This window comes from Methylomonas sp. MS20 (assembly GCF_050275925.1).
In the GTDB taxonomy this organism is placed as follows: Bacteria; Pseudomonadota; Gammaproteobacteria; order Methylococcales; family Methylomonadaceae; genus Methylomonas; species Methylomonas koyamae_A.
Genome location: NZ_CP189962.1, coordinates 640,305 through 663,106 on the forward strand (window position 1 = coordinate 640,305; position 22,802 = coordinate 663,106).

The window sequence follows — 22,802 nt, forward strand, 5'->3', positions numbered from 1 at the left end:
ATGGTAAAAGAACCCAAGCATTGTTCGTTTTGCGGCATAGAAGCGTCAGCCTCGGTGCCTATGATCGCGGGCACCGAAGGTTACATCTGCGAAGCCTGTGTTACGTTGGCTAGCCAGGTGGTTTCCAGCTGGGGCAAGAAGAAGGAACTGGCCGACATGCAAGGCCCGTTGCCCAAGCCCAAAGAAATGAAAAAAATGCTCGATCAATACGTGATCGGGCAAGACTTGGCCAAGGAAATTCTGTCGGTCGCCGTTTACAACCACTACAAGCGCCTCAAGCACGAGACCAGCAAAACCGGCGGTTTGGGCGACGCTGATCCGAAAGTCGAAATCGGCAAGTCCAACATCTTGATGATAGGTCCGTCAGGCACCGGTAAAACCCTGTTGGCCAGTACCTTGGCGAAAATCGTCGGCGTGCCTTTCGCGGTGGCCGACGCGACGACGCTGACTCAGGCCGGTTATGTCGGCGACGACGTCGAAAACATCCTGGTACGTTTGCTGGACGTGGCCGACGGCCAGATCAGTAAGGCCGAGTGGGGTATCGTCTACATCGACGAAGTAGACAAGATCGCGCGCAGTCCCGAGCAAGCCTTCGGTACCCGCGACGTGTCCGGCGAAGGCGTGCAGCAAGCGCTGCTGCGTTTGGTGGAAGGCTCGCAAGTCAAGGTGCCGACCAAGGGCCGCCGTAAGGACCACAGCGGCAGCGATTCGGTGATGGTCGATACCAGCAATATTCTGTTCATCGCTGGCGGTGCGTTTCCCGGCTTGGAAAAGCACGTCGAAAAACGCTTGCAACCGCCGAAAACCGCGATCGGCTTCCACGCCGAAGTCAGCAATCCCGACGACAAGCCGACCCTGGAAGCGATGTTGAACGCCACCCAGCCGGACGATTTGAAACGTTTCGGTTTGATTCCGGAATTCATCGGCCGCTTCCCGGTTTTGGCGCCGCTGGAACCGCTGGACGTCGACGCGTTGATTCAGGTGTTGACCGAACCGAAAAACGCGCTGGTCAAGCAATATCAGCAATTGTTCGCCTTCGACGACGTCGAGTTGGAGCTGACCCAAGACGCCTTGGTGGAAATCGCCGAGAAAGCCATCGCCCGCAATACCGGGGCGCGCGGTTTACGCGGCATCATGGAACACGTCTTGCGTAAAACCATGTTCGAGTTGCCATCCAAGGATAACGTGACTCGCTGTATCGTCAATGCCGAAGTCATCCGCGGCGAAGCGGAAATTCAGGTGGTCGAGCGCGACAATCCGGACGAACCCGATTTGCAACGCTCGTCGGCGGGCTAACCGCCAAGGACGCCGGCCACTTGGCCGGCGTCCTTATTCCCAATTCAATCAGGCTTAATTTATGAGCACTCAAACCACCAAAGAAAAGATCTTGCAACAATTGGCCGAAAACCCGGTGATTATTTATATGAAAGGCGTGCCCAGCGCGCCCGAATGCGGTTTTTCGGCGAAAGCGGTCGGTATCTTGAATGAAACCAAGGTGCCGTTTACCTACGTTAACGTGATGAAAGCGCCGTTCATTCGCGAGCGTTTGCCTTCGGTCTCGAAATGGCCGACCTTTCCGCAGTTATTCATCAACGGCGAACTGATCGGTGGGGCCGACATCGTGGAATCGATGTACAACGACGGCAGCTTGCTACCGTTGCTGCAAGCGGCGGTGACACCGGCCGATCCGGTTGCCGCCAGCCAAACCATTACCCATTCCGAAGTCGAAGCCTTGCTTCTGAGCGCCTATCCCGGCGCCAAAATCGAAATCGAGGGCCAGGGCTGCGACTTGGGTATCGTCGTCGTCAGCGAACTGTTTGCCGGGCAGACTATGATTAAGCAACATCAAGGCGTCATGGAAACCCTGAGCGAACCGTTGGCTTCCGGCCGTCTGCACGCGGTGACGCTGAAGACGTTTACGCCGGAACAACAAGCCGCGCAGCAACCGGCCGCCAATCCGGGCTTGCTGCAAATTCAACTCTAATTTCGTCAACAAGGAGTAAACCATATGGCAAAAGTAGGCATTTTCTTTGGAACCGATACCGGCAACACCCGCAAGTTTGCCAAGCAAATCTCCAGCAAGCTGGGCGACGTCGCGGACAAGCCGGTCAACATTAACAAAGCTTCGGTCGATGACCTGCTGGCTTACGATGTATTGATCCTGGGCTCGCCAACCTATGGCGAAGGCGAATTGCCGGGCATGAGCGCGGGTCACGACAACGAAAGCTGGGAAGAATTTCTACCGACCGTCACCGGCGCGGATTTCAGCGGCAAAACCGTTGCGCTGTACGGCTTGGGCGACCAGGAAGGCTATCCCGGCCACTTCGTCGATGCTCTGGGCTTTTTGTACGATGCGTTCGCCGACGCCGGCGCCAACATCGTAGGCTTTACCAGTACCGAAGGTTACGAGTTTAAAAAATCCAAAGCGTTGATGGGCGACCAGTTCGTCGGTTTGGCGCTGGACGAAGACAATCAAAAAGAGTTGAGCGAAGGTCGTCTGACCGCTTGGCTGGATTCGATTTCTTCCGCCTGGGCATAACGGCCCATGATCGAAGAACAGGCTGTGGTGACCCGAGTCGGCCTTGATGGACGGCCTTGGATCAAAAGCCTGCAAACCAGTGCCTGCGGCGCCTGTCTGCAAAAGCAGTCGTGCGGTACCGCAACGCTGGCAAAAGTATTACCCAAGCGTGAATTCGCCGTCGATTCCGAACTGGCCCTGCAAGCCGGAGATCGGGTCGTCGTCGCGATCGATGACAGTCATTTGGTGTTGACTTCGCTGTTACTGTATTTACTACCGCTATTGCTGATGTTCGGGGGGCTAGGGCTGGCGCAATGGCTAATACCGGCCGCGCTGATCGATGTTTGGTTACCGGAAATTGCCCTGTCCACGCTCTTGCTTGGTTTCTGGCTGATACACCGCGCGCAAAATCTGTTGTTGCTGCAACTCTGTTTTCGACCTCAAATTATCCGCAAATTGGCGGCCGAAGCCTGATCGTTGGCTTACCTCTCGATTTCCTACCCTCGCTCCGAAAATCTTGGCATTTTGCCTTTTCGGGTAAACGGCATGCCAACGGCCGGGCGCTCGAATATTAATCTGCGCGTCATCCTACTCCTTGAACTCGTTGGATTTAGATCAATTCAAGTTGGAATGATCGATAGTCGCCGGATTTATAAGGCGTTCTATCGTGCAAAGCCAAGTTGGCGAAGGCGTACCGCTCAAGATCGGTGAAAAGCGCTTTGCAAGCGCCTCGCGTTCATGTGCCGACTGTTGAAAATTGTCGCGGGCGCGACAAATCCATGGGCAAATTGTTGTGTTGTTGGACACCGCACTCGAATTCGACGCCGGATTTCTGGACGAAATCGGTTAAAACCCTGTATATAAGCGGGTTTTATCGTCTTGATTTTGATGGCACCTAAATTGCTTAACAGAGGCTTGAAAGTCCCGGATTTTCAGCGTTGCGGCGGACGAGGGACGCGGTTCGTCGTCGGTGTAAGCTCAGTTGTAGAGGTGATGAAATGATCGAAGTGTTGATGGTATCCCTGGTAATGCTGGTGGTGGCGGTTTGCGCGTTTGCGCCGCTGGGCTGCACGATATTCGCGCAATCCAAAACGGCGGTAGCGGCGAAAGCCAAGGTCAGCGAGTCCGTGACGGAGTTTTCCGGTATTTTGGTACCGGAAGATTCGGTTTTAAAACGCCATTTTCTGGCACAGTTGCAAGCCGAAATTGAAGCGACGCTGTTTCCGCGTCCAACCGATTCGATGCTGCAACGCCACTATGACGCTTTGGTCGCGTCGGAGTTGGAAAGCCGTTTGGCCGGTGGCCGTTAAACGCCACGGTTAGGCGGAGAAAAGGGTCGCCGGCTTTGCCGCGCGGCCCTTTTTTTGTGTGGATGGCTCGCTTTACCGGGGTGTTACCTAATGCTTTCTAAAGGTCTTTTAAGCATACGGTATGACGGAAAGCGGTTTTTAGTAGAGCTAACATAGTTTCGGTGAATTGTCGTTGCTCGGGGTCATGACCGTGAGTTACGGAAAACACTCTTCAATGGATCAACCCGTGTCGCATATCCAATCGCGCCGGGCGGGCTGGCGCGAGTCTCGCGGCTAGGATGCGTCCATCTTGTAACCGAAGCCGCGCACGGTCTTCAACAGTTTGGGTTCGTAGTCGTCGTCGATTTTTCGGCGCAATTGCCGGATATAGACGTCCACGACATTGGTTAGCGGGTCGGCGCTGTATCCCCAAACTTGTTCGAGAATCCGGGTACGGCTCAGTACCTTGCCCGGCATGCGCATAAAGCATTCCAACAATGCAAATTCCTTGGGCGTCAGCTCGATCGGGCTGTCGCCGCGGCGGACTTCGTGAGTCTCGCCGTTCAGCGTCAGATCGGCGATGCGCAATTCCTTGGCATCCACTTTCAATTCGCCGCCGCGTCGCCGCATCAAGGCCTCGATGCGGGCTAATAATTCTTCAAAAGCGAAGGGCTTGGTCATGTAATCGTCGGCGCCAGCGCGCAGGCCGGTGACTTTATCCTGTACGGTATCCTTGGCGGTTAGCATCAAAATCGGCGTTTCGACGCCGTTTTCGCGCAGCCGTTCGCAAACTTCGCGGCCGTTCATGTCGGGTAGGCCCAGGTCGAGAATAATGACTTGAAAGCCGCCTTCGGCGGCCAGCAATATCGCTTCCTGGCCGCCGCCGGCCCGCTCCACCGCATAGCCTTCCGCTTTCAAGCCGCGCTGCACGAAGTCGACGATGCGCTTGTCGTCTTCGACCAGTAGGATTCGCATATAGCCGTTTTCGGGGGAGGGGGTATATTGGTTTTTTTCGTTCATGGCTAGCCAGTTGGGGATTGCTTGGACAAGGGAAGAGCGATCGTAAACGTAGAACCGGCGCTCTCGGTACTGCTGACCGAGATCCGTCCGCCGTGGGCCTTCAATATCGACTTCGCCATCGGCAGGCCTAGGCCGGTGCCGTCGTCGCGGGAGTGTAACGCGTTTTCGCTACGAAAGTGGCGGTCGAAGATGCGCTCGAGGTCGCCGGCCGGAATGCCGATGCCTTGGTCGCTGAGACTAAACACCGCTTCGCCGTTTTCGACCACTAGCGCGGCGGCGATATGGCCGTCGGGATTGGAATAGCGGCAGGCGTTGTCGCCGAGGATGAACAACACCTGACGCAGGCGTTGTTTGTCGCCGCGGACCCATACGGGGTGATCGGGCAGGTGCAGGGATACCGACAAGGCATTCTCCTCGGCCATGACTTTAAAATCCTCGATGGCGCCGCCGATCAATTCGGCGAAGTCCAGCCCATCCCATTCGAACTGCATCATCGTGGTTTCGGCGCGCGCCATGAATAGCAAATCGTTGACGTATTTACCCAGTTGTTCGGACAGTTCGACGATGCGGTGCAGCGCGTCTTGGTACTCTTCGGGATCGCGTTCGCGGCCGCGCAGCGTGACTTCGGCCTCGCCGCGGATTACCGTGATCGGCGTGCGCAGTTCGTGGGAGATGTCGGCGAAGAATTCGCGGCGGGCGTTGTCCAGTCTTTGCAACTCTTCGTTCAGTTGGCGCAACTCTTGGGTTCGTTCGGCGACGCGGCGTTCCAGCACGGATCGGCCCTTGCGCAATTTTTCCTGCTGGCGTTCGAGTTCCTGGGCCATTTGGTTGAAATGCTTGGCCAGATAGGCAAATTCGTCGCCGCTGTCCAGCGCCAGCCGATAGCGCAGATTCCCGGAGGCAATTTCGTTGGTGCCGGCCATCAAGGCTTCCAACGGCTTGCGCAAACCGCGCATCAAGTAAAGGCCGGACGTCAGGCTGAAAGCGGCGGCCAGCAGGGCGCTGCCGATCGCCAGCCAGCGCGAGCGTTTGACCAGCGCTTCCAATTCCTCGCGGGCCTTGTCGGCCTTGGCGCGCTCCGCATTGATCGCGACATCTATCAAGGGTTGAAATTTGCCGTCGATTTCCTCTTCCGAAAATTTGGACAGCAACTGGGTGGCTTTTTCGCGTTTACCTTGTTGGCGCAAGCGCTCTACTTCGTCGAAACGGTATTTGCTGGCGTCCAAGAATGCGGTGAAATGGGCGACTCGCTCTAGCTCCGCGGATTTCCCGGACCAATCCGCCCGGTCCTCCGCCGAGGGTTGGACCGCCGTCGCGCGTAACGCGGAAACCGCGTCGTAAAGGTGCTGCTTGGAAGTGTCGACGCCGGCTTGGGCGGCCGGGCTGTCGGTAATCAGACGGTCCAGCCGTTCTTTAAAATGCCGGTAAGCTTCCAGCGATAGGCGCTGATAATGGTCGAAGGCTTCGTAAGCGCGCTGGCTGCGTTGGAAATAACCGGCGACCTGATTCGTTTCCCAGAACATCGTGCCGCCCATGGTTAGCACGAAGCCGAACGAGATGGCGATGACCAGCGTCAGGCGGCGGCGAAACATGGCGGTTTATTTGGCGTCGCCGCCGCTCTCGTCGAGTTGCTTTTCCATGGAGCGAATGGCTTCCAGTTTTTCCCTCAATAAACGGGTCTCGTCGGTTTTCGGCGTTCCGACATCGCTCCTTTCCTTCGCTTCCGCCGGTTGGGCGGTTCGTTGTTTGCGTTCCAGGTTGCCGAGTTTTTTCGAATAACCTTGAATTTGCTTCAACGTCGCGGTTTGGGTGGCTACGAATTGCTTCATCGCTTCGTCCGGCAAGGCCGCCGGCGGCAGGTTACCGACGTCGTCAAGGATTTTCGCAATATCGCCGCAGGTGTCGGAAAAGACCCGGCCAACCAGAATTTGCAGCCGGTTGGTCAAATTCGGCGCCTCCTTGTTTTGTTTGACCAGTGCTTTGCATTGCTCGGCGCGAGCCGCTGGGGTCAGTTCGGCGGTTTTCGCGGCGAACGCGAGCAGCCGGTCGAATTCGCTGGCTACTTTCGGCGGTGTGTAGCATTCTGGCGTAGGCGGGCTGGGCTGGGGTTCCATTTGGGCGCAGCCGGTTAAAAGCGCGACACTCAGAACGGCGAGTTTGGATTTCATCATCGGGTTGTTACACGGGTTAAACGGCGATTTTACCGGTTCTAGTCGAGCATCGGTAGCGATAGTCGAAAGCGGTTGCCGTGCAGGCCGGGTTCGCCGTCCACCCAGGCCAATTTGCCCTGGTGGTTGGCGATATAGGTTTTGACGGTTTCCAGATTCAGTTCGGCCATATCGCCGAAAGAGCCGGCCGGAAACCGGAAAAACGGTTCCAGGATCGCGCTGCGTAGCGCCGGATTGATGGCGGGGCCCTCGTCTTCGATTTCCAGCTCCAATTCGGTATCCTGGAGACGTAAGCGCAACGTGATTTCGCTGTCTTCCGGCGCGTGAGCCCAGGCTAGCAGCAACAACTGTTCGACGATCAGGTGCAGTTGGTCGGCAACGCCGGAAATGACCGCCGGTTGGGTCTGTTTCTTCAAATGCAGCGACTTGGCGCGTAACTTGGCGCGCAGTCCGCTGATTACTTCGTCGATCAAGTTTTCCAGGTCGATCAAGTCTTTTTCTTCCGGCTCCTGGCTGAATTGGCTGTCGTTTAGCTGTCGCAGGCAGTCGTCGTACAGTGCTTGCAGGTCGGCGACCGCGTCGTGCAGGTTACTCGGATCGCCGCCATGGCCGAGCGAGTGTAGGCCGATCTTTAACGCGGCCAGCGGGGTGGCGATCTGTCGGGTCATGCCGGCCATGGTTTGATGTTTGGCGTATTCCAGTTCGTGCAGGCGGTTTCTCAGCCATTCCAGGCGATTCCCGAGTTGTCGCCAATCTTCCAGGCCGTCCAGCAGTATCGGCTCGGCCAGACCGCCGCTCAGGCCGCGTACCGCGCGTTCCAATTGGCGGATGGCACGCATTTGCACATAGACCAATCCGATCACCAGCAAGGCGGAAATCGCCGCTAGCAAGCCGCCCTTGATCATGACATCCCGTTCCAGCGCGGCCGATTGGCGGTTCAATTGCCGAAAGCGCTGATCCACGTAGGTTTCAAAATCCCTGGACAGGGTGGCGGCCGATTCACGCAAGCTTTGAAAGGCTTCATCCAACGGAAGCTTGATATCGTCTTCGCTGGCCGAGCCGATGATTTGCTGATAAATCAAGACTTCTTTCTCGGCCAGTTCGTTGGCCAGCAGCGCGATACGATTGTCCACCCGCAGTTTCAATAGTTCGTTCAACGCTTGCTTAAACGTGGTTCGGGTGGCTTCGTAGGACTCGCGCTCGTAGGGTTGGCGCAGCGCCGGATCGGACAGCAAAACGAACAAGCGTGCCTTGCGCTCCACGTCCGAGGTCTTTTGCAGCACCAGCCGAATGTTTTGGGTTTGCTCGAATATTCGGGTATTCAATTCTCTGCCCAATGCCGAGGCCTCGCGCATCGTGGCCGCCGAATGAACAGCGGCAACGAACAGCGGGATTGCGGTCGCGACGAAGCCCAGCGCGGTCAGGGCCTTGAAAGAAATCAGTTTTTTAAAGTTCATCCTAACGTCGCCGCCTTGGTCATAATGCAATAGTAGTGGGAATTCCGGAATTCGGTAGGTTCGCGCCCGCCTGCTTGCCGCGAAATGGATGGGATAATGCCGGGTGGCCTTCATTTAATTTTAATCAAAACTTCAGGGTTAATCTCATCTGGATGGGCTAATCTCTGGTCCCGTATACGCTCGAAAAAGTACCAGCATAAGAGAAACAATGGCTTAGGCGTGGTATCTGGATTGTTTTTCATAAGCTCTCGAGTTCACTGGCAAGGGCGCTAACGAGGCAAGCCGCGAGGCAGGGTTCAGCCCCGCGATGATCGAAATCCTACACTGGCTCCCAAAGTAAACTGGGAGTGCGGTCACTGAAATTTAAAGGAGTATTCACTTGGTTTTCCAGCAGCACACCTTCGATAGTTGTTTCGAGGTCGTTTTGGCAGATACCCCCGAGAGCCAGCGTATTCATTACAATCTGAGGTACCAAGTCTATTGCGACGAAATGGGCTACGAAGATAAATCGCGTTTTCCGGACAAAATGGAGTACGACGAATGGGACCATCATTCGGTGCATTTTTTGGTGCGCGATAAACTCTCCAAGCAATGGTTGGGCGGATTGCGTTTGGTATACCCGCAGTGCTTCGAGTTTCCGTTCGAGCACAAATGCAACGATGTCGCGCCGATTTCGGAAGAGCAATATCTGCAGGCGGTGGAGATCTCCCGCTTATGCGTGATCAAGCAGGCCCGTCGCGTGGCTCAGCCGGGCAGCGAGGATTTGGGCGGCAACGTCACGATGTTGCGGGCTTACCGTCAACAGAGTAAAAGCCTGATGTGGGGTTTGTACCGGGCGGCCGTGCTGTATTGCGCCCGTAACGGCGTCAAGCATTGGTTTATTCTGGTGTCGCCATCCTTGGCTCACGCGGTAAAAAAAGAAGGCTTCCAGATGACGCAAGCCGGCAATCCTTGTGAGTTCCGCGGCCAGCGCATACCTTATATACTGGACGTCGATCAAATTCTGGCGAATCCGTTCTGGCTGACCGATTACCGAAACGAATATCTGCGGTTTTCCCAACTCGACCGCGTCGCGCCGGCGGCGCTCAAAGCGACGGCGTCAGGTCGCTCGCAGTTCGGATCAGTTCGCTGAGTTCGCGGATCAGCGCGTCCCTGGCGCTGGTCTTGCGCCAAACCAGGCCTATCGTTCGATTCGGTGCCGGCGGCTGAAACGGTAGATAGCGAAGCCCGGCCTCGGCGCGCGCCGCGATGCGCGGCACCAAGGTAATGCCGGTTCCGGCTCTGACCATCTGTCGCAAGGTTTCCAGGCTGGTGGCGCGTACGTCCTGCTCCTCGTCCGCGCCAACCGTCCGACAGACTTGCAGGGCGTGGCCGCGCAAGCAATGGCCTTCGTCCAGCAGCAACAAGTGTTCGCCGCTTAAATCGTCCGCCGCGACCGGCGCTTTATCGATCAACGGGTGGCTGTCGTGTACCGCCAATAAAAACTCGTCGTCGAACAAGGCCTGGCTATTCAGAAAATCCTCATAAATCGGCATTGCCAGCAACGCGCAGTCCAATTGCCCGCCACGCAGTTGTTGCAACAGCTGTTCGGATTTTTCCTCGACCAGTATCAAGCGTATGCGCGGTAACGCGTGTTTGATCAGCGGTACCAGTTGTGGAAACAAATAGCTGGCCAACGTCGGAAACGCGCCCAAGCGCAGATTGCCGGACAGCGGGTCTTGAGCGGTGGCGGCCAATTCCTTGATGTTGGCTTGTTCCTTCAGGATGCGTCGGGCCGAGGCGATGATTTGCTCGCCGAGTTCGGTCGGCAATACCTTTTTATTGGTGCGTTCGAAAATTTGTATACCCAATTCGTCTTCGAGCTTTTTGATTTGAGTGCTCAAGGTCGGTTGGCTGATGAAACAGCGTTCGGCGGCTTGGCCGAAACTGCGCAAATCGGCGACGGCAATCAGATATTGCAAGTCACGTAGATTCATCGCGTGCGATCGGAGGGGCGGGAGTTTTTAAACGGCATGGTGGTTACTATAACCTATCCCTTTGAATGGGTAGCTGCTCTCGGTAGCCCGCATGGTTTGTTGACCTCCTGATTGGATGCGGCGCATCTCATGCTGGCTTGTGCCATTCTTGATTGAATCGGAGATACCGATGAATTCTAAACTCATTCGTTTAGCCGGCATCGCGCTGGCCCTGGTCGCTGACCCCTTGCCGGCGGCGGACATCTACGAATTGTCTCGCGAAGGTAATCTGGCCGGAATTGCCGAGTACGTACAGCGCGGCGGCGCGGTGAATACGATCAACGCAGACGGCTATCCGCCATTGATTTTGGCCGCTTACCACGGCCATCTACCGGCCGTGCAAGCGCTGCACGCGGCCGGCGCCGACGCTTGCGCCGAAGATACCAAGGGTAACGATGCCTTGATGGGCGTGGCCTTCAAGGGCGACAGCGAGACCGCGCGCTGGCTGGTTGAAAGCGCCGGTTGCAACGTCAATCACCGTAATCGGCTCGGCCAGACCGCGTTGATGCTGACCGCGCTATTCGACCGCGAGACCATCGCCGAACTGCTGCTGCGACACGGCGCCGATCCCGAGCTGCGCGACGCGTTGGGCAACAGTGCAGCCAGCCTGGCGCGGAGCCAGGGCCAGGACCGGTTTGTCGCGAAATTGCGGCCGCTCGCGAGCTTGCGTTGAGCCTTCAGTCCCACGCCAACGCGCCGCCGCTTTGGTATTCGGTGACGCGAGTTTCGAAAAAGTTTTTCTCCTTGCGTAGATTGGCCTGTTCGTCCAGCCACGGTAAGACGTTTTTGGCGCCGGGGAAAGGCTCGATGAGGCCAAGCTGCCGGGCGCGGCGATTGGCGACAAAGCGGAATTGCTCGATATGCAAGCCGGCGTTGTAGCCCAGGATCGGTTCGCGTAGCAGGTAGCCGGCGTAATCTGCTTCCGCCGCTTCGGCTTCGTCCCACATTCGGCGGAGCGCATCGGCGTCGAGGACCAGGTTTTCTTCATCTAATAGTTGCCGCACTACGCGGATGCCGAACGCGCAGTGCAGCACTTCGTCGCGCATGATGTATTGAAGTTGCTCGGCGGCGCCGGTCATCAGGCCGCGCCGCTGCAACGCAAACACCGGGCTGAAGCCGTTGTAAAACCAACAACCCTCGAACACGGCGGCGAAAAACAGATAAGCCATCGCAAATTCGTGCAGCGCGTCGCGTTCGGTCAACGGCCGGCCGGATTGCAGCACGCCGTGCAAGCGGCGGTTGGCCAGCGCGATCTTGGCCTGAATTTCCGGCACCACCCGGTAGCGGTTATAGATTTCGCGCTGGTCCAGCCCCAGGGTTTCGATGCAATGCTGGTAGGTCCAAGTGTGCAGCGCTTCCTCGTAAACTTGCCGGGCCTGGTAGATTTGCAATTCCGGCGCGGTCATTTTTTCCATAACCGCCAGGCCGATGTTGCGCATCGCCAGAATGTCGGAAGTGGTTAAGTAAGCCAGCACGTTCTCGAACACATGGCGCTCGGCCGGCGTCAGTTTGTGCTGATAATCGTGTACGTCCCGCGCCATCGAGATTTCCAACGGCGTCCAATGGTTGCGGTTGGCATTCAGGAAAAACGACCAGGCCCACGGGTACTTGAACGGCGCCAATTGGTTGATGTCGGCCTGGCCGTTGACCACCCGTTTTTGTTCGGCATCGACCGGAGGTAAAGCCGATTCGCCTGGAAGCGCCTCGCGTCCTGCACCGGCTTCCGACAGGTCCGGCGCCGCTACTCCAGCTTTAAATGCTTCACCCTGGTCTACTGGCGCGACCGGCAAATCCCAATCGTCGAATGCTAAGCCGGCCTTCATTGGCAGGCCTCGCAATCCTGGTCGGCGATCGAGCAGACTTTTATATCGTTCCCACGCTCAGCGTGGGAATGCAGTTCTAACCGCTCTGCGGTTCCCGCCTCTGGAGCGTCCTCCACCGGGTTTCCACGCGAAGCATAGGAACCGTAATCGCTAGTGCCGCCGGCTTTTTCCATCGCCGTCGCCCCCAATCCGCGCAAATAGTAAGTGGTCTTCAAGCCGCGTTGCCAGGCTAGCCGGTACAAACGGTCCAGTTTGCTGCCGGTCGGCGCGGCGACGTAGAGATTTAACGATTGCGACTGGTCTATCCACTTCTGGCGGCGGGCGGCGGCTTCGATCAGCCATTCCGCATCGATTTCGAAGGCGGTGGCGTAACGCGCCTTGAGGTCGGCCGGCACCCGTTCGATGGCGGCCAGCGAGCCGTCGAAATATTTCAAATCGGCCACCATCACCGCGTCCCACAAACCCAGCGCCTTCAACTCGCGGACCAGTGCGGCGTTGACCACGGTGAATTCGCCGGACAGATTGGATTTGACGTACAGATTTTGATAAATCGGCTCGATGGTCGCCGACACGCCGACAATGTTGGCAATGGTCGCGGTCGGCGCAATCGCGATGCAGTTGGAATTACGCATGCCGACTTGGCCGATGCGCTCGCGCAAGGCTTGCCAATCCAACTGTCCACCGGCCGGTACGCCCAAGTCGCCGCGCGTTTCGCTTAAGCGGTCCAGCGTATCCGGCGGCAACAAACCTTGTTGCCACAAGCTGCCGCCAAAACTGCTGTAGCGGCCGCGTTGCTCGGCTAAATCAGCCGACGCTTGGTAGGCGTGATAGCACAGCATTTCCGCCGAGCGGTCGGCGAATATCAGTGCTTCCGGGCTGGCGTAACCGAGCCCCATCCGCTGCAGACAATCGGCGAAGCCCATCATGCCCAGCCCAACCGGACGGTGGCGCAGGTTGGCGTTACGGGCCTTGGCCGTCGCGTAATAGTTGATGTCGATGACGTTGTCCAGCATCCGCATCGCGGTGGCGACGGTGCGGCGCAGCTTGTCGTTGTCCAATTGCCAGACGCCGCCGCGTTCCACCAAATGCGCCGGCAGATTCACCGAACCCAAGTTGCAAACGGCGGTTTCGTCGACCGAGGTATTCAGCGTGATTTCGGTGCACAGATTGGAGCTATGAATGACCCCGGCGTGTTGCTGCGGCGAACGCAGATTGCAGGCGTCCTTGAAGGTGATCCACGGCTGGCCGGTTTCGAACAGCACGGTCAGCATCTTGCGCCAAAGTTGTACCGCGCCGATGCGTTTAAACAATTTAATCTCGCCACGCTCGGTCTTGGCCTCGTAGGCTCGGTAAGCTTCTGCGAAGGCCGCGCCGTAAAGCTCGTGCAAGTCCGGCGTATCCACCGGCGAAAACAAGGTCCAGTCGCCGTTATTTCTTACCCGCTGCATGAACAGGTCCGATACCCAGGCGGCGGTGTTCATGTCGTGGCAACGGCGCCGATCGTCGCCGGTGTTTTTGCGCAGCTCCAGAAATTCCTCGAAATCCAGATGCCAGTTTTCCAGGTAGGCACACACCGCGCCCTTGCGCTTGCCGCCCTGATTGACCGCGACGGCGGTATCGTTGACTACTTTCAAAAACGGAATCACGCCCTGGCTGTGGCCGTTGGTGCCCTTGATCCGGCTGCCCAGCGCCCGGACCGGCGTCCAGTCGTTGCCCAGGCCGCCGGCGTATTTTTGTAGCAGCGCGTTTTCCTTGATGGCTTGATAAATGCCGTCCAAGTCGTCGGAGACCGTGGTCAGGTAGCACGACGACAGTTGCGGGTGGCGGGTGCCGCTGTTGAACAAGGTCGGCGTCGAGCACATGAAATCGAAGCTGGACAGTAGACGGTAAAACTCGATCGCCCACGCCTCGCGGTCGATTTCGTTTAGCGCCAAGCCCATCGCCACCCGCATGAAAAACCACTGCGGCAATTCGATGCGGCGGCCGTCGACGTGTAGAAAATAGCGGTCGTACAGGGTTTGCAAGCCCAGATAGTCGAATTGCAGATCGCGTTCGGCCAGTAGAGCCTGACCCAGCTTTTCCAAGTCGAATTCGGCCAGACGCGGGTCCAGCAATTCGGCGGCGATGCCGGCCGCAATGAATGCCGCGAAATCGGCGGGGTAGCGTTCGCTCATCGCCGCTTGAGTCGCCGCCATGCCCAGTACTTCCTGGCGCAGATTGCTCAATAGCAAGCGCGCGGCGACCTTGCCGTAATCGGGTTCGGCTTCGATCAAGGTCCGCGCGGCCAGCACCAGGGCCTGGCGCACAGCCGCCAGCGGCATGCCGTCGTACAGATTGGGCTGGGTTTGCGTCCAGACCGTCTCGGCATCGACATCGCTCAGTCCGGCGCAGGCCTCGCGGCACAAGGCGATGAACCCGGCGCTGTCCAAGGGCAGGCGTTGGCCGTCGTCGTCCACGTGCAAAGCGGGAGCGGGTTTGTCGCCGGCTTGCCGGGCAGCGCGTTGCTCGGCGTGTTTCTCCCGGTACAGCACATAGGCGCGGGCTACGTCGTGGGCGCCTGAACGCATTAAAGCCAATTCCACCTGGTCCTGAATATCCTCGATAGGCACGGTGCCGCCGCTGGGCAGGCGCCGGGCTAGCGCTTCGACGACGTTGGCGGTCAACCCGGTCACCTGCTCGCGAATCCGCGCCGAATTCACGCCGTGTTGGCCTTCGACCGCCAAAAAGGCCTTGGTGATGGCGACGGCGATTTTTTCCGGCCGAAAGGCGACCACGGAGCTATCGCGGCGGATGACTTCCAAGCCGCTATCGCGCGCGGGTAGTGGGCTGTGATGAACGGCTTCGGTGCCGGAGGTGTTGGTGATAGGTCGGGCGGTGGCGGTGTCCATGCGATTCTCCACGAAGGCAGCGGGGAGGCGCAAAGCCGCAACGGTGGGCGCGCGACCGGGTAAGGCCCAATCCGCGACATCGACCATCGCCCTCGGAGACACCCCGCTCCCGGTTGATAAAGGTTTCGAGGGCAGGTCTCCTGGCTCTCGGGTCGTCGCCTGGGTTCGCCTTCCCGGACTCGCGTCCAGTGACATGCTTGAACCAAGACTCGCCGATTACAGTTGCGGGGGCAGCTCCGGCTTTCCGGCGATCATGCGAGAAACGCAAGCGCCGACCGGATTCCCTTTTAATCCCCTTCGGGGGGAACCGTCTTGGCGAGGGAGTTTAGGCGGGGCAAAACGATCTGTCAAGGCGATATTCACTATATATTGTGAATATTTTATTGTAATTTCCCGTATATAGTGCCTGGGAATCGATGCCGGCAGGCCGCCGCCCGCTTCGGTGACTGTCCTGCCGGATGGTTGGCGAACGCTGCGTTGGAATCTGTCGAGACACTCCGAAGGCTTGATTGACGTGATACGGACGCGGGGATATATTGCTTGTATATAGCATTCCGGAGGCGCCCATGACGACCAGTACCGTATTTACCAACAACCGCAGTCAGGCCGTGCGCCTGCCCGCCGACATGCGCTTTCCCGACAGCGTCAAAAAAGTTGAGGTTCGTGCCGTCGGGCAGGAGCGCATCATTGCCCCTGCGGACGCGGCCTGGGACAGTTTTTTTCTCGACGGTCCCAGCGTCAGCGACGATTTTCTAAACGAACGCCCTGGCCAGCAGCAAGGCGAGCGCGAGAGTTTTTAAGCGCATGCTGAAATATCTGCTCGACACCAACATCGTCATCTATGTGATTAAGCGGCGACCGATCGAGGTGTTGGCGACCTTCAACCGGCATCACGGCCGCATGGCGATTTCCGCCGTGACTCTGGCCGAATTAATCCACGGTGCCGAGAAAAGCCAATTTCCCGAGCGAAATCTTGCCACGGTAGAAGACTTTTGCAGCCGTTTACAGGTATTGCCTTACAACGACGGCGCCGCGATGCATTACGGCGGCATACGCGCCGCGTTGGAGAAGATCGGCCAGCCGATAGGCGTCAACGACCTGCATATCGCCGCTCATGCCCGCAGCCATGGCTTGATACTGGTCAGCAACAACTTGCGGGAGTTCGAACGCGTGCCGGGGTTATTGATGGAGAATTGGTTGGCGTGATTTTTTACTGAGTAGGGTTTGTTTAACGCATCCTACTGGATTGAAGGTCACAAACATCAGTTACAAATGTCCTAAATTGCGGTTTTTATGTCATTTAGGCACCAGGGTGAATTTGTCATCATGCGCATGGGCGGCGCTGCCCCAACATCCTTAACATTTTCGGAGATCAAACGATGATGCAAAAAAACCAATCGCAGCCACTTCCTTCCTATCAACGCTTCGCGCAAGCCATGTCTCCGTCCGGCACCCGGCCGTTTCGGGTCGGTATCGTGATCGGGCCGGGGTTCCTGCCGATGGATATGGTCGGGATACAGGCGGTTTTCGGCTTCTGTCCGGGGGCTGAAATCCATTTGCTGTGGAAATCGCTCGATTTGGTGGAAGGTTTCCCGGCTTGGTGGACCCAACCGACCACCACGTTTTCAGATTGTCCGGAAAAGCTGGATGTGCTGGCCGTGCCGATGCTGGCGCCGGAAACCACTAACGATCCAGAGGTCATCGCGTTTGTGGCCAAGCAAGGCCGCGAGGCTAAATATCTGATCGGCGTTTGCAATGGCGTGGTTTTACTGGGCGCGGCCGGTCTTTTGCAAGGCAAGCGCGTGACCACGAGCCTGAATTCGCTGTCGCTGCTGCATCAGTTGGGTGCGGCGGAAGTCGTAACTAGCGGCGGTAGTGTCGTGGTCGATGGTAATCTGTATACCGCAAGACCCAGCATTGGTAGTTTTGAAGCTGCGCTGATGGTGGTGGATGTTGCTTTTGGACGCGAATTCGCTGAATTGGCTAACCTGGTTCTCGAATACGACCCCCATCCGCCGCTTGGCCCTGGCACGCTTGAAAATGCCGGCAAGGCGATCGCCGGGAAATACTCGAATTTAATCGACGATATGATTCAGGCGTATAGCCAAGGGGCCGTCGCGGCTTATCAGAGACAGGTACAAGGCTGACACTAGCTAAAACGAACCGTGCCGTTCCACTAATATCCCGGGTGGTGCTGTTCTGCACATTTCGGCATGAACTCGATTCAGTAACAGGTAAGTTCCTAGCGGGCTAACTTAAATGAAGCGACAAATCACTTTCTTCGTCTATCCGGAATTCGAATTGCTCGATTTAAGCGGTCCGTGCTCGGCGTTTAATTTGGTCAACGAACTTTACGGCGGCCAATACCAATTTAGCGTGGTGTCCGTGACGGGTGGCGCGATTAAAGACCGCGCCGGATTAAGTATAGCGACGGAAAGATTGGCCGAAGTTGGCGACAATCAGACCATCGTGGCCGTTGGCGGCCCGACGGCACATGTCTACGGTTTGAACGCCTTAACCAAGGACTTCTTCTCGGAAAGCGCCCGTCAGGGTAATCGCGTCGTGAGCGTATGCACCGGGGCGTTTCTGCTTGCCGCCGCCGGATTGCTGGATGGCCGCAGAGCGACCACGCACTGGCGCTATGCGGGATTGTTGCAATCATGCTATCCCAAAGTGCTGGTCGATATAGACCGGATTTACATCAAAGAAGGCAATATTTGGACGGCGGCCGGATTGACCGCCGGCATAGATCTGGCTTTGATGCTGATCGAGGACGATTTCGGTTCCTCGGTCGCTAAAAGCGTTGCCAAGGATATGGTGGTCTACCACCGCCGCTTGGGCGGTCAATCGCAATTTTCGGCTATCCTGGATATCACACCAACATCCGGGCGGGTTAGGGACGTACTTTGTTATGCCCGCGACCATTTGCGCGAATCGTTATCGGTCGAGCGCCTTGCCGAAGTCGCTTGCATCAGTCCCCGCCAATTTAGCCGGACTTTTTTTAATGCGACCGGCATGACGCCGGCCAAAGCCATCGAGCGGCTTAGACTAGACGTCGCGCGGCCCAGAATCGAAGAAACGCTGGAGCCCCTCGAACAAATCGCCAAGGATGTGGGTTTTGGTTCCGTGGAAAAAATGTGCCGCAGTTGCTTGAATGTGTTCGGACGGACTTCGCAAGAATTGCGGCGCGCCGCGCGTAAATCGGGCGGTGGGCAGCCCGCTTAAGGTAGCGAAGCACAATCGGATGAATGTGGTGTTTTGCGATACAAACCAGCGCATCCAGGGTTCGTATCCGCGGAAGGCTTTCAACGTTTGGTCCGCCTCACCCCACCACTCCGCCGGCATGTTCCACCAGCCAGCGCAAATATTCCAATTCCGCATCCTCGTGTCGGCAAGCCAAGTACATGGTCTTGGCGATGGGTAGACCGGCAAAACTTAAACCGGTCAGGCCGAGTTTGGCGGATTTGTCGGCCAGCAGCCATTCCGGCAGCAGGCAAACGCCGCGGCCGGCGGCGGCCAGTTGCAGCATGATGTCGGTTTCCTCGACCTGGATGTGGGCGGCGGGTTCGATGCCGGCCGGTTGCAGCACTTTGCGGAACATGTCCAGCCGCTCGCGAGCGACCGGGTAGGTCAGCACGGTTTCGCCGCGCAGACCGGCAGGCGTTATTTCCGCGCGGCCGGCCAGCGGGTGGCTGTCGGCGACGATCAACACTAACTCGAAATCGAACAGCGGCTGGTAACTCAGCAGGCCGTTATCGATCGGGTCGGAGGTCAGCACCGCATCCAGTTTGTATTGGCGAATGGCGTCGAACGACTCGAAGCGGTAGCGCGAGGTGACTTCCACCGTCAAATCCGGCCAAGCCCGCAAATAGGGTTGCAGGATGTTGCGGAACCATTCGTAGCAGGCGTGGCATTCGATGCCGATGGTGAGTTTGCCGGTTTTGCCCCGGGCCAACTGGGCCAAGTGGTTTTCCGCCGAATCGACGGTGGCGATCACCGACTCGGCCACTTCCGACAAATAACGGCCGGCTTGACTCAACACCAGCGAACGGCCTTGCTTGTACCACAATGTCACGCCCAGGCGTTGCTCCAGGTTTTTGATTTGATGCGACAACGCCGACTGGGTCAGGAACAGCGTTTCGGCGGCCGCGCCGAGCGTGCCGTGGCGCTGCAAAGCCAGCAGGATGCGCAAGTGAATCAATTCCATAATTATGAATTTATCTCATGAGTTGGTGAGAAAGCATCGATTATCGTCACTCAAATGCCTGAATACAATGCCTGACTTGTAAAACATTCAACAATAGGCGTTTATCGATGATTAAAATTCACAATTTAGGTTTTCCCCGGATCGGCAAGAGCCGCGAACTGAAATTTGCGTTGGAGCGCTATTGGCGCGGCGAAATCAACGCCGACCAACTGCGCGCGGTCGGCGCCGATCTGCGCGTCAGACATTGGCATTTGCAAGCCGGTTGCGGATTGGACTATCTGCCGGTGGGCGACTTTTCCTACTATGACCACGTACTGGATACCAGCGCGATGCTGGGCGCGCTGCCGCAGCGCTTTGAATGGGCCGGCGGCGAGGTCGATTTCGACACCTATTTCCGGATGGCGCGCGGCCGAGGCGCCGACGGCGTCGGCTGCCGGGCGCTGGACATGACCAAGTGGTTCGACACCAATTACCACTATCTGGTACCGGAGTTGAGCCGGGATCAGGTTTTCGCATTGTCCAGCCGGCGCTTGTTAGACGAAACCCGCGAGTTGCAGGCCTTGGGTTACCGACCCAAACCGGTGTTGCTCGGGCCGCTTAGCTGGTTGTGGCTGGCGAAAAGCGTCGGCGATTTCGACAAACTGAGCCTGCTGGAGCGCGTGTTGCCGGTGTATCGGCAAATTCTGCAAGGATTGGCCGAGCAAGGGGTGGAATGGGTGCAGATCGACGAACCGATTTTGGTGCTGGACTTGCCGGAAGACTGGCGCGCCGCGTTAGCGACGGCCTATGCAGAGCTGCAAGCGCCGGCGCCGAAGCTGTTGCTGACGACCTACTTCGGCGGCTTGGGCGACAACGCGGCCCTGGCTTGCGCGTTGCCGGTGGCCGGCTTGCATCTGGATCTGACCCGCGGCGCCGGGCAACTCGACGCGCTGGCCGAGCTGGGCGGCGGCAAGGTGCTGTCACTGGGTTTGATAGACGGCCGCAACGTTTGGCGTTGCGATTTGGCGGCGGCGTTGGCGACTGTCGATCGGGCGCGGCGGGCGTTTCAGGGCGACGTGTGGCTGGCGCCGTCCTGCTCGCTGTTGCATGTGCCTATCGATCTGGAGCGCGAAACCGGGCTGGACCCAGCCGTCAAACCGTGGCTAGCTTTTGCCAAACAGAAATTGACCGAATTGGAGTTGCTGCGTTTGGCGTTGGCGGAAGGCGTGGATGCCGCTCAACCGGAATGGGACGCGGCGTTGGCGGCCGTGGCGGCGCGGCAGCGCGCGGCGAGCTTGGGTAGCGGCGCGGCGAGCCTCCCAAGCGGGCTGGCCGGCGATCTGGACCGGCGTGCCAGCCCGTTCCCGATCCGGCGGGCCGCGCAGCAGGCCGAACTGAATCTACCGCTGTTTCCTACCACGACGATAGGGTCTTTTCCGCAGACCCCTGAAATTCGCAAGGCCCGCTTGGACTTTAAGCGTGGCGAGCTGGCCGATGCCGATTACCGGGCTTTCATGGAGCGTCAAATCAAACAGTGCATCCGCGAACAAGTGGCGCTGGGCCTGGACGTGCTGGTGCACGGCGAGCCGGAGCGCAATGACATGGTCGAATATTTCGGCGAGCAATTGGACGGCTTCCTGTTTACCGGGCATGGCTGGGTGCAGTCCTACGGTTCCCGTTGCGTCAAGCCGCCGATCATTTACGCCGATGTTTCCAGGCCCAAGCCGATGACGGTAGCCTGGAGTCGATACGCTCAATATTTGACCGACAAGCCGGTCAAGGGCATGTTGACCGGGCCGGTCACATTGCTGAACTGGTCTTTCGTTCGCGACGACCAGCCCAGGGCGCAAACCGCCTATCAATTGGCGCTGGCCATTCGCGGCGAAGCGGTCGATTTGGAAAAGGCCGGCATTCGGGTGATTCAAATCGATGAACCGGCTTTTCGCGAGGGTTTGCCGCTACGCCGCGCCGATTGGCCGGACTATCTGGATTGGGCGGCGCGGGCGTTTCGAATCAGCGCTGGCGGCGTCGGCGATGCAACGCAAATTCACACCCACATGTGTTATTCGGAATTCAACGACATCATCGCCGCGATCGCCGAGCTGGATGCCGACGTGATTACCATCGAAACGTCGCGCTCGGATATGGCCTTGCTGGACGCTTTCGGCGAGTATCGCTATCCCAACGATATTGGGCCCGGCGTTTACGACATCCACAGCCCTAACATCCCCGACAGCGCGCAAATGTTGGAACTGTTGACGCTGGCCGCCCGCCATATTCCGGCCGAGCGGCTGTGGGTCAATCCCGATTGCGGTCTGAAAACCCGGCAATGGCATGAAGTAAGGCCGGCGCTGGCGGCGATGGTCGTCGCGGCGGCTCAGGCCCGCCGGGAAGTCGATACCGTGCCGCTGGCGAGTGCCGGCTGATCCGGCCGGCGCGGCATGGCACCGCGTTGGGACGGATAGTCGGCATAGTATGGAATCGATGATTTCCACATGACTAAGGACTTGTTCACAAAAGCTGTGGATAAGTCTGTTGGCAAGCCGTTACCGAGTCGGCTAAGTTGTTGTCGCGGCTACACTGATGTTAAATTGACTAAAAATTAGACAATCGAACGCCGATGTTCGCAACGTCGGCGCCGCCGGCCATACTTGGAAAACGACATGATAGATTGGAACAGAACTTATGCGGCAATCTGGCGTCAGCGCCAGGCTTATCTACGGCCGGTACGGGAGATCGATCCGATTCGGCTGGAGCAGTTGTTCGGCATTGACGAGCAAAAACGCCAATTGGTGTCGAACACCGAGCGCTTTTTGGCCGGCCAACCGGCCAACAACGCCTTGTTGTGGGGCGCGCGCGGTACCGGTAAGTCGTCGTTGGTCAAGGCTTTATTGAACGCGTACAAGGACCGCGAATTGCGGGTCATCGAAGTGGATAAACAAGATTTGCTGTATTTGCCGGAAATCGTCGACGAAATTCGCGAGCATCCGCAGCGCTTTATCGTCTACTGCGACGATTTGTCGTTCGAGGCCGGCGATACGCTCTACAAGCCGCTGAAAAGCGTGCTGGAAGGTTCTATCGAACTGCCGCCGGAGAACGTCAAGTTTTACGCGACCTCCAATCGCCGGCATTTGCTGCCCGAGCGGATGAGCGACAATCTGGATACGCTTTTGATCGACGGCGAAGTGCATTATTCGGACGCCATCGAGGAAAAAATTTCGCTGTCGGATCGCTTCGGTCTGCGCTTGGCGTTTTATCCGCAGCATACCCAGACCTATCTGGACATCGTCGACAGTTATTTTCCGGATTATCCCGGCGACCGAGCGATTTTGCACAAGGCCGCGCTGGATTTCGCCCATTTGCACGCCGCCAAGAACGGCCGCACCGCCAAGCAGTTTTACAATAGCCGGGCCGGGCGCGGACCCGCCGATTGAGCTT

At 57.8% G+C, this 22,802-nt stretch carries 21 protein-coding genes and 1 riboswitch; of the genes, 13 read left to right on the forward strand and 8 right to left on the reverse strand.

What is annotated here, in order from left to right; translation table 11 throughout:
- The 5 genes from clpX to ACQE3D_RS02865 all read left to right on the forward strand — a co-directional run bounded on the left by clpX (position 1) and on the right by ACQE3D_RS02865 (position 3,828).
- Positions 1–1,296 carry an ATP-dependent Clp protease ATP-binding subunit ClpX gene (gene clpX / locus ACQE3D_RS02845; RefSeq protein WP_064031290.1) on the forward strand — a complete coding sequence of 432 codons (1,296 nt, stop codon included), beginning with the start codon at positions 1–3 and terminating at the stop codon, positions 1,294–1,296.
- 61 nt (positions 1,297–1,357) lie between these two features.
- On the forward strand, positions 1,358–1,984 hold the full coding sequence (grxD, locus tag ACQE3D_RS02850) for a Grx4 family monothiol glutaredoxin (RefSeq protein WP_313729171.1): 627 nt from the start codon (positions 1,358–1,360) through the stop codon (positions 1,982–1,984).
- A gap of 24 nt (positions 1,985–2,008) precedes the next feature.
- The gene (locus ACQE3D_RS02855; RefSeq protein ID WP_064031288.1) at positions 2,009–2,539 is read left to right on the forward strand and encodes a flavodoxin; all 531 of its coding nucleotides are present in this window, start codon (positions 2,009–2,011) and stop codon (positions 2,537–2,539) included.
- 6 nt (positions 2,540–2,545) lie between these two features.
- Entirely contained in the window at positions 2,546–2,992 is a 447-nt protein-coding gene (locus tag ACQE3D_RS02860; RefSeq protein ID WP_168029906.1) for a SoxR reducing system RseC family protein, read from the forward strand.
- Between the two features lie 524 nt (positions 2,993–3,516).
- Positions 3,517–3,828, forward strand: coding sequence for a hypothetical protein (locus tag ACQE3D_RS02865; RefSeq protein WP_064031286.1), 312 nt, complete (start codon positions 3,517–3,519; stop codon positions 3,826–3,828).
- Between the two features lie 273 nt (positions 3,829–4,101).
- Here the strand turns inward: ACQE3D_RS02865 and ACQE3D_RS02870 are convergent, their stop codons facing one another.
- The 4 genes from ACQE3D_RS02870 to ACQE3D_RS02885 are packed head-to-tail and all read right to left on the reverse strand — an operon-like array spanning position 4,102 to position 8,452.
- Positions 4,102–4,782 (reverse strand): response regulator transcription factor, encoded by a 681-nt coding sequence (locus ACQE3D_RS02870; RefSeq protein ID WP_168029910.1) that lies wholly within the window; start codon positions 4,780–4,782, stop codon positions 4,102–4,104.
- Positions 4,783–4,829: 47 nt separating this feature from the next.
- Entirely contained in the window at positions 4,830–6,419 is a 1,590-nt protein-coding gene (locus ACQE3D_RS02875) for a sensor histidine kinase (RefSeq protein WP_313729168.1), read from the reverse strand.
- 6 nt (positions 6,420–6,425) lie between these two features.
- Positions 6,426–6,998, reverse strand: a complete 573-nt coding sequence (locus ACQE3D_RS02880; protein ID WP_313729167.1) for a hypothetical protein — start codon at positions 6,996–6,998, stop codon at positions 6,426–6,428.
- Positions 6,999–7,036: 38 nt separating this feature from the next.
- Positions 7,037–8,452, reverse strand: coding sequence for a sensor histidine kinase (locus ACQE3D_RS02885; RefSeq protein WP_313729166.1), 1,416 nt, complete (start codon positions 8,450–8,452; stop codon positions 7,037–7,039).
- 379 nt (positions 8,453–8,831) lie between these two features.
- Here ACQE3D_RS02885 and ACQE3D_RS02890 point away from each other — a divergent pair, with 379 nt between their 5' ends.
- Complete coding sequence (locus ACQE3D_RS02890; RefSeq protein WP_064031284.1) at positions 8,832–9,584, forward strand: PEP-CTERM/exosortase system-associated acyltransferase; 753 nt, start codon at positions 8,832–8,834, stop codon at positions 9,582–9,584.
- On the opposite strand, the gene ACQE3D_RS02895 is transcribed toward ACQE3D_RS02890, so the two are convergent.
- Positions 9,538–10,428: a LysR substrate-binding domain-containing protein gene (locus tag ACQE3D_RS02895; RefSeq protein WP_313729165.1), complete on the reverse strand. Its 891-nt coding sequence runs from the start codon at positions 10,426–10,428 to the stop codon at positions 9,538–9,540. The genes ACQE3D_RS02890 and ACQE3D_RS02895 overlap by 47 nt on opposite strands.
- Before the next feature lie 169 nt (positions 10,429–10,597).
- Here ACQE3D_RS02895 and ACQE3D_RS02900 point away from each other — a divergent pair, with 169 nt between their 5' ends.
- Positions 10,598–11,140 carry an ankyrin repeat domain-containing protein gene (locus ACQE3D_RS02900; protein WP_313729164.1) on the forward strand — a complete coding sequence of 181 codons (543 nt, stop codon included), beginning with the start codon at positions 10,598–10,600 and terminating at the stop codon, positions 11,138–11,140.
- 4 nt (positions 11,141–11,144) lie between these two features.
- On the opposite strand, the gene ACQE3D_RS02905 is transcribed toward ACQE3D_RS02900, so the two are convergent.
- Positions 11,145–12,290: a ribonucleotide-diphosphate reductase subunit beta gene (locus tag ACQE3D_RS02905; protein ID WP_313729163.1), complete on the reverse strand. Its 1,146-nt coding sequence runs from the start codon at positions 12,288–12,290 to the stop codon at positions 11,145–11,147.
- Positions 12,287–15,178 (reverse strand): ribonucleoside-diphosphate reductase subunit alpha, encoded by a 2,892-nt coding sequence (locus ACQE3D_RS02910; RefSeq protein WP_313729162.1) that lies wholly within the window; start codon positions 15,176–15,178, stop codon positions 12,287–12,289. Before ACQE3D_RS02910 ends, ACQE3D_RS02905 begins: the two co-directional genes overlap by 4 nt.
- A gap of 113 nt (positions 15,179–15,291) precedes the next feature.
- A riboswitch (cobalamin riboswitch) is annotated at positions 15,292–15,505 on the reverse strand.
- Between the two features lie 239 nt (positions 15,506–15,744).
- Here ACQE3D_RS02910 and vapB point away from each other — a divergent pair.
- From vapB to ACQE3D_RS02930, 4 genes are all read left to right on the forward strand, one after another.
- Entirely contained in the window at positions 15,745–15,978 is a 234-nt protein-coding gene (gene vapB, locus ACQE3D_RS02915; protein WP_064031281.1) for a type II toxin-antitoxin system VapB family antitoxin, read from the forward strand.
- A gap of 4 nt (positions 15,979–15,982) precedes the next feature.
- Positions 15,983–16,384 carry a type II toxin-antitoxin system tRNA(fMet)-specific endonuclease VapC gene (vapC, locus tag ACQE3D_RS02920; protein WP_313729161.1) on the forward strand — a complete coding sequence of 134 codons (402 nt, stop codon included), beginning with the start codon at positions 15,983–15,985 and terminating at the stop codon, positions 16,382–16,384.
- Positions 16,385–16,557: 173 nt separating this feature from the next.
- Entirely contained in the window at positions 16,558–17,325 is a 768-nt protein-coding gene (locus ACQE3D_RS02925; protein ID WP_313729160.1) for a DJ-1/PfpI family protein, read from the forward strand.
- Positions 17,326–17,437: 112 nt separating this feature from the next.
- Positions 17,438–18,403, forward strand: a complete 966-nt coding sequence (locus ACQE3D_RS02930; RefSeq protein WP_313729159.1) for a GlxA family transcriptional regulator — start codon at positions 17,438–17,440, stop codon at positions 18,401–18,403.
- A 97-nt stretch (positions 18,404–18,500) separates the two neighbouring features.
- On the opposite strand, the gene ACQE3D_RS02935 is transcribed toward ACQE3D_RS02930, so the two are convergent.
- On the reverse strand, positions 18,501–19,385 hold the full coding sequence (locus ACQE3D_RS02935) for a LysR family transcriptional regulator (protein WP_313729158.1): 885 nt from the start codon (positions 19,383–19,385) through the stop codon (positions 18,501–18,503).
- A 107-nt stretch (positions 19,386–19,492) separates the two neighbouring features.
- On the opposite strand from ACQE3D_RS02935, the gene metE reads away from it, so the two are divergent.
- Positions 19,493–21,790 carry a 5-methyltetrahydropteroyltriglutamate--homocysteine S-methyltransferase gene (metE, locus tag ACQE3D_RS02940; RefSeq protein WP_313729157.1) on the forward strand — a complete coding sequence of 766 codons (2,298 nt, stop codon included), beginning with the start codon at positions 19,493–19,495 and terminating at the stop codon, positions 21,788–21,790.
- A 237-nt stretch (positions 21,791–22,027) separates the two neighbouring features.
- The gene (locus ACQE3D_RS02945) at positions 22,028–22,798 is read left to right on the forward strand and encodes an ATP-binding protein (RefSeq protein ID WP_313729156.1); all 771 of its coding nucleotides are present in this window, start codon (positions 22,028–22,030) and stop codon (positions 22,796–22,798) included.
- Positions 22,799–22,802: the final 4 nt, after the last annotated feature.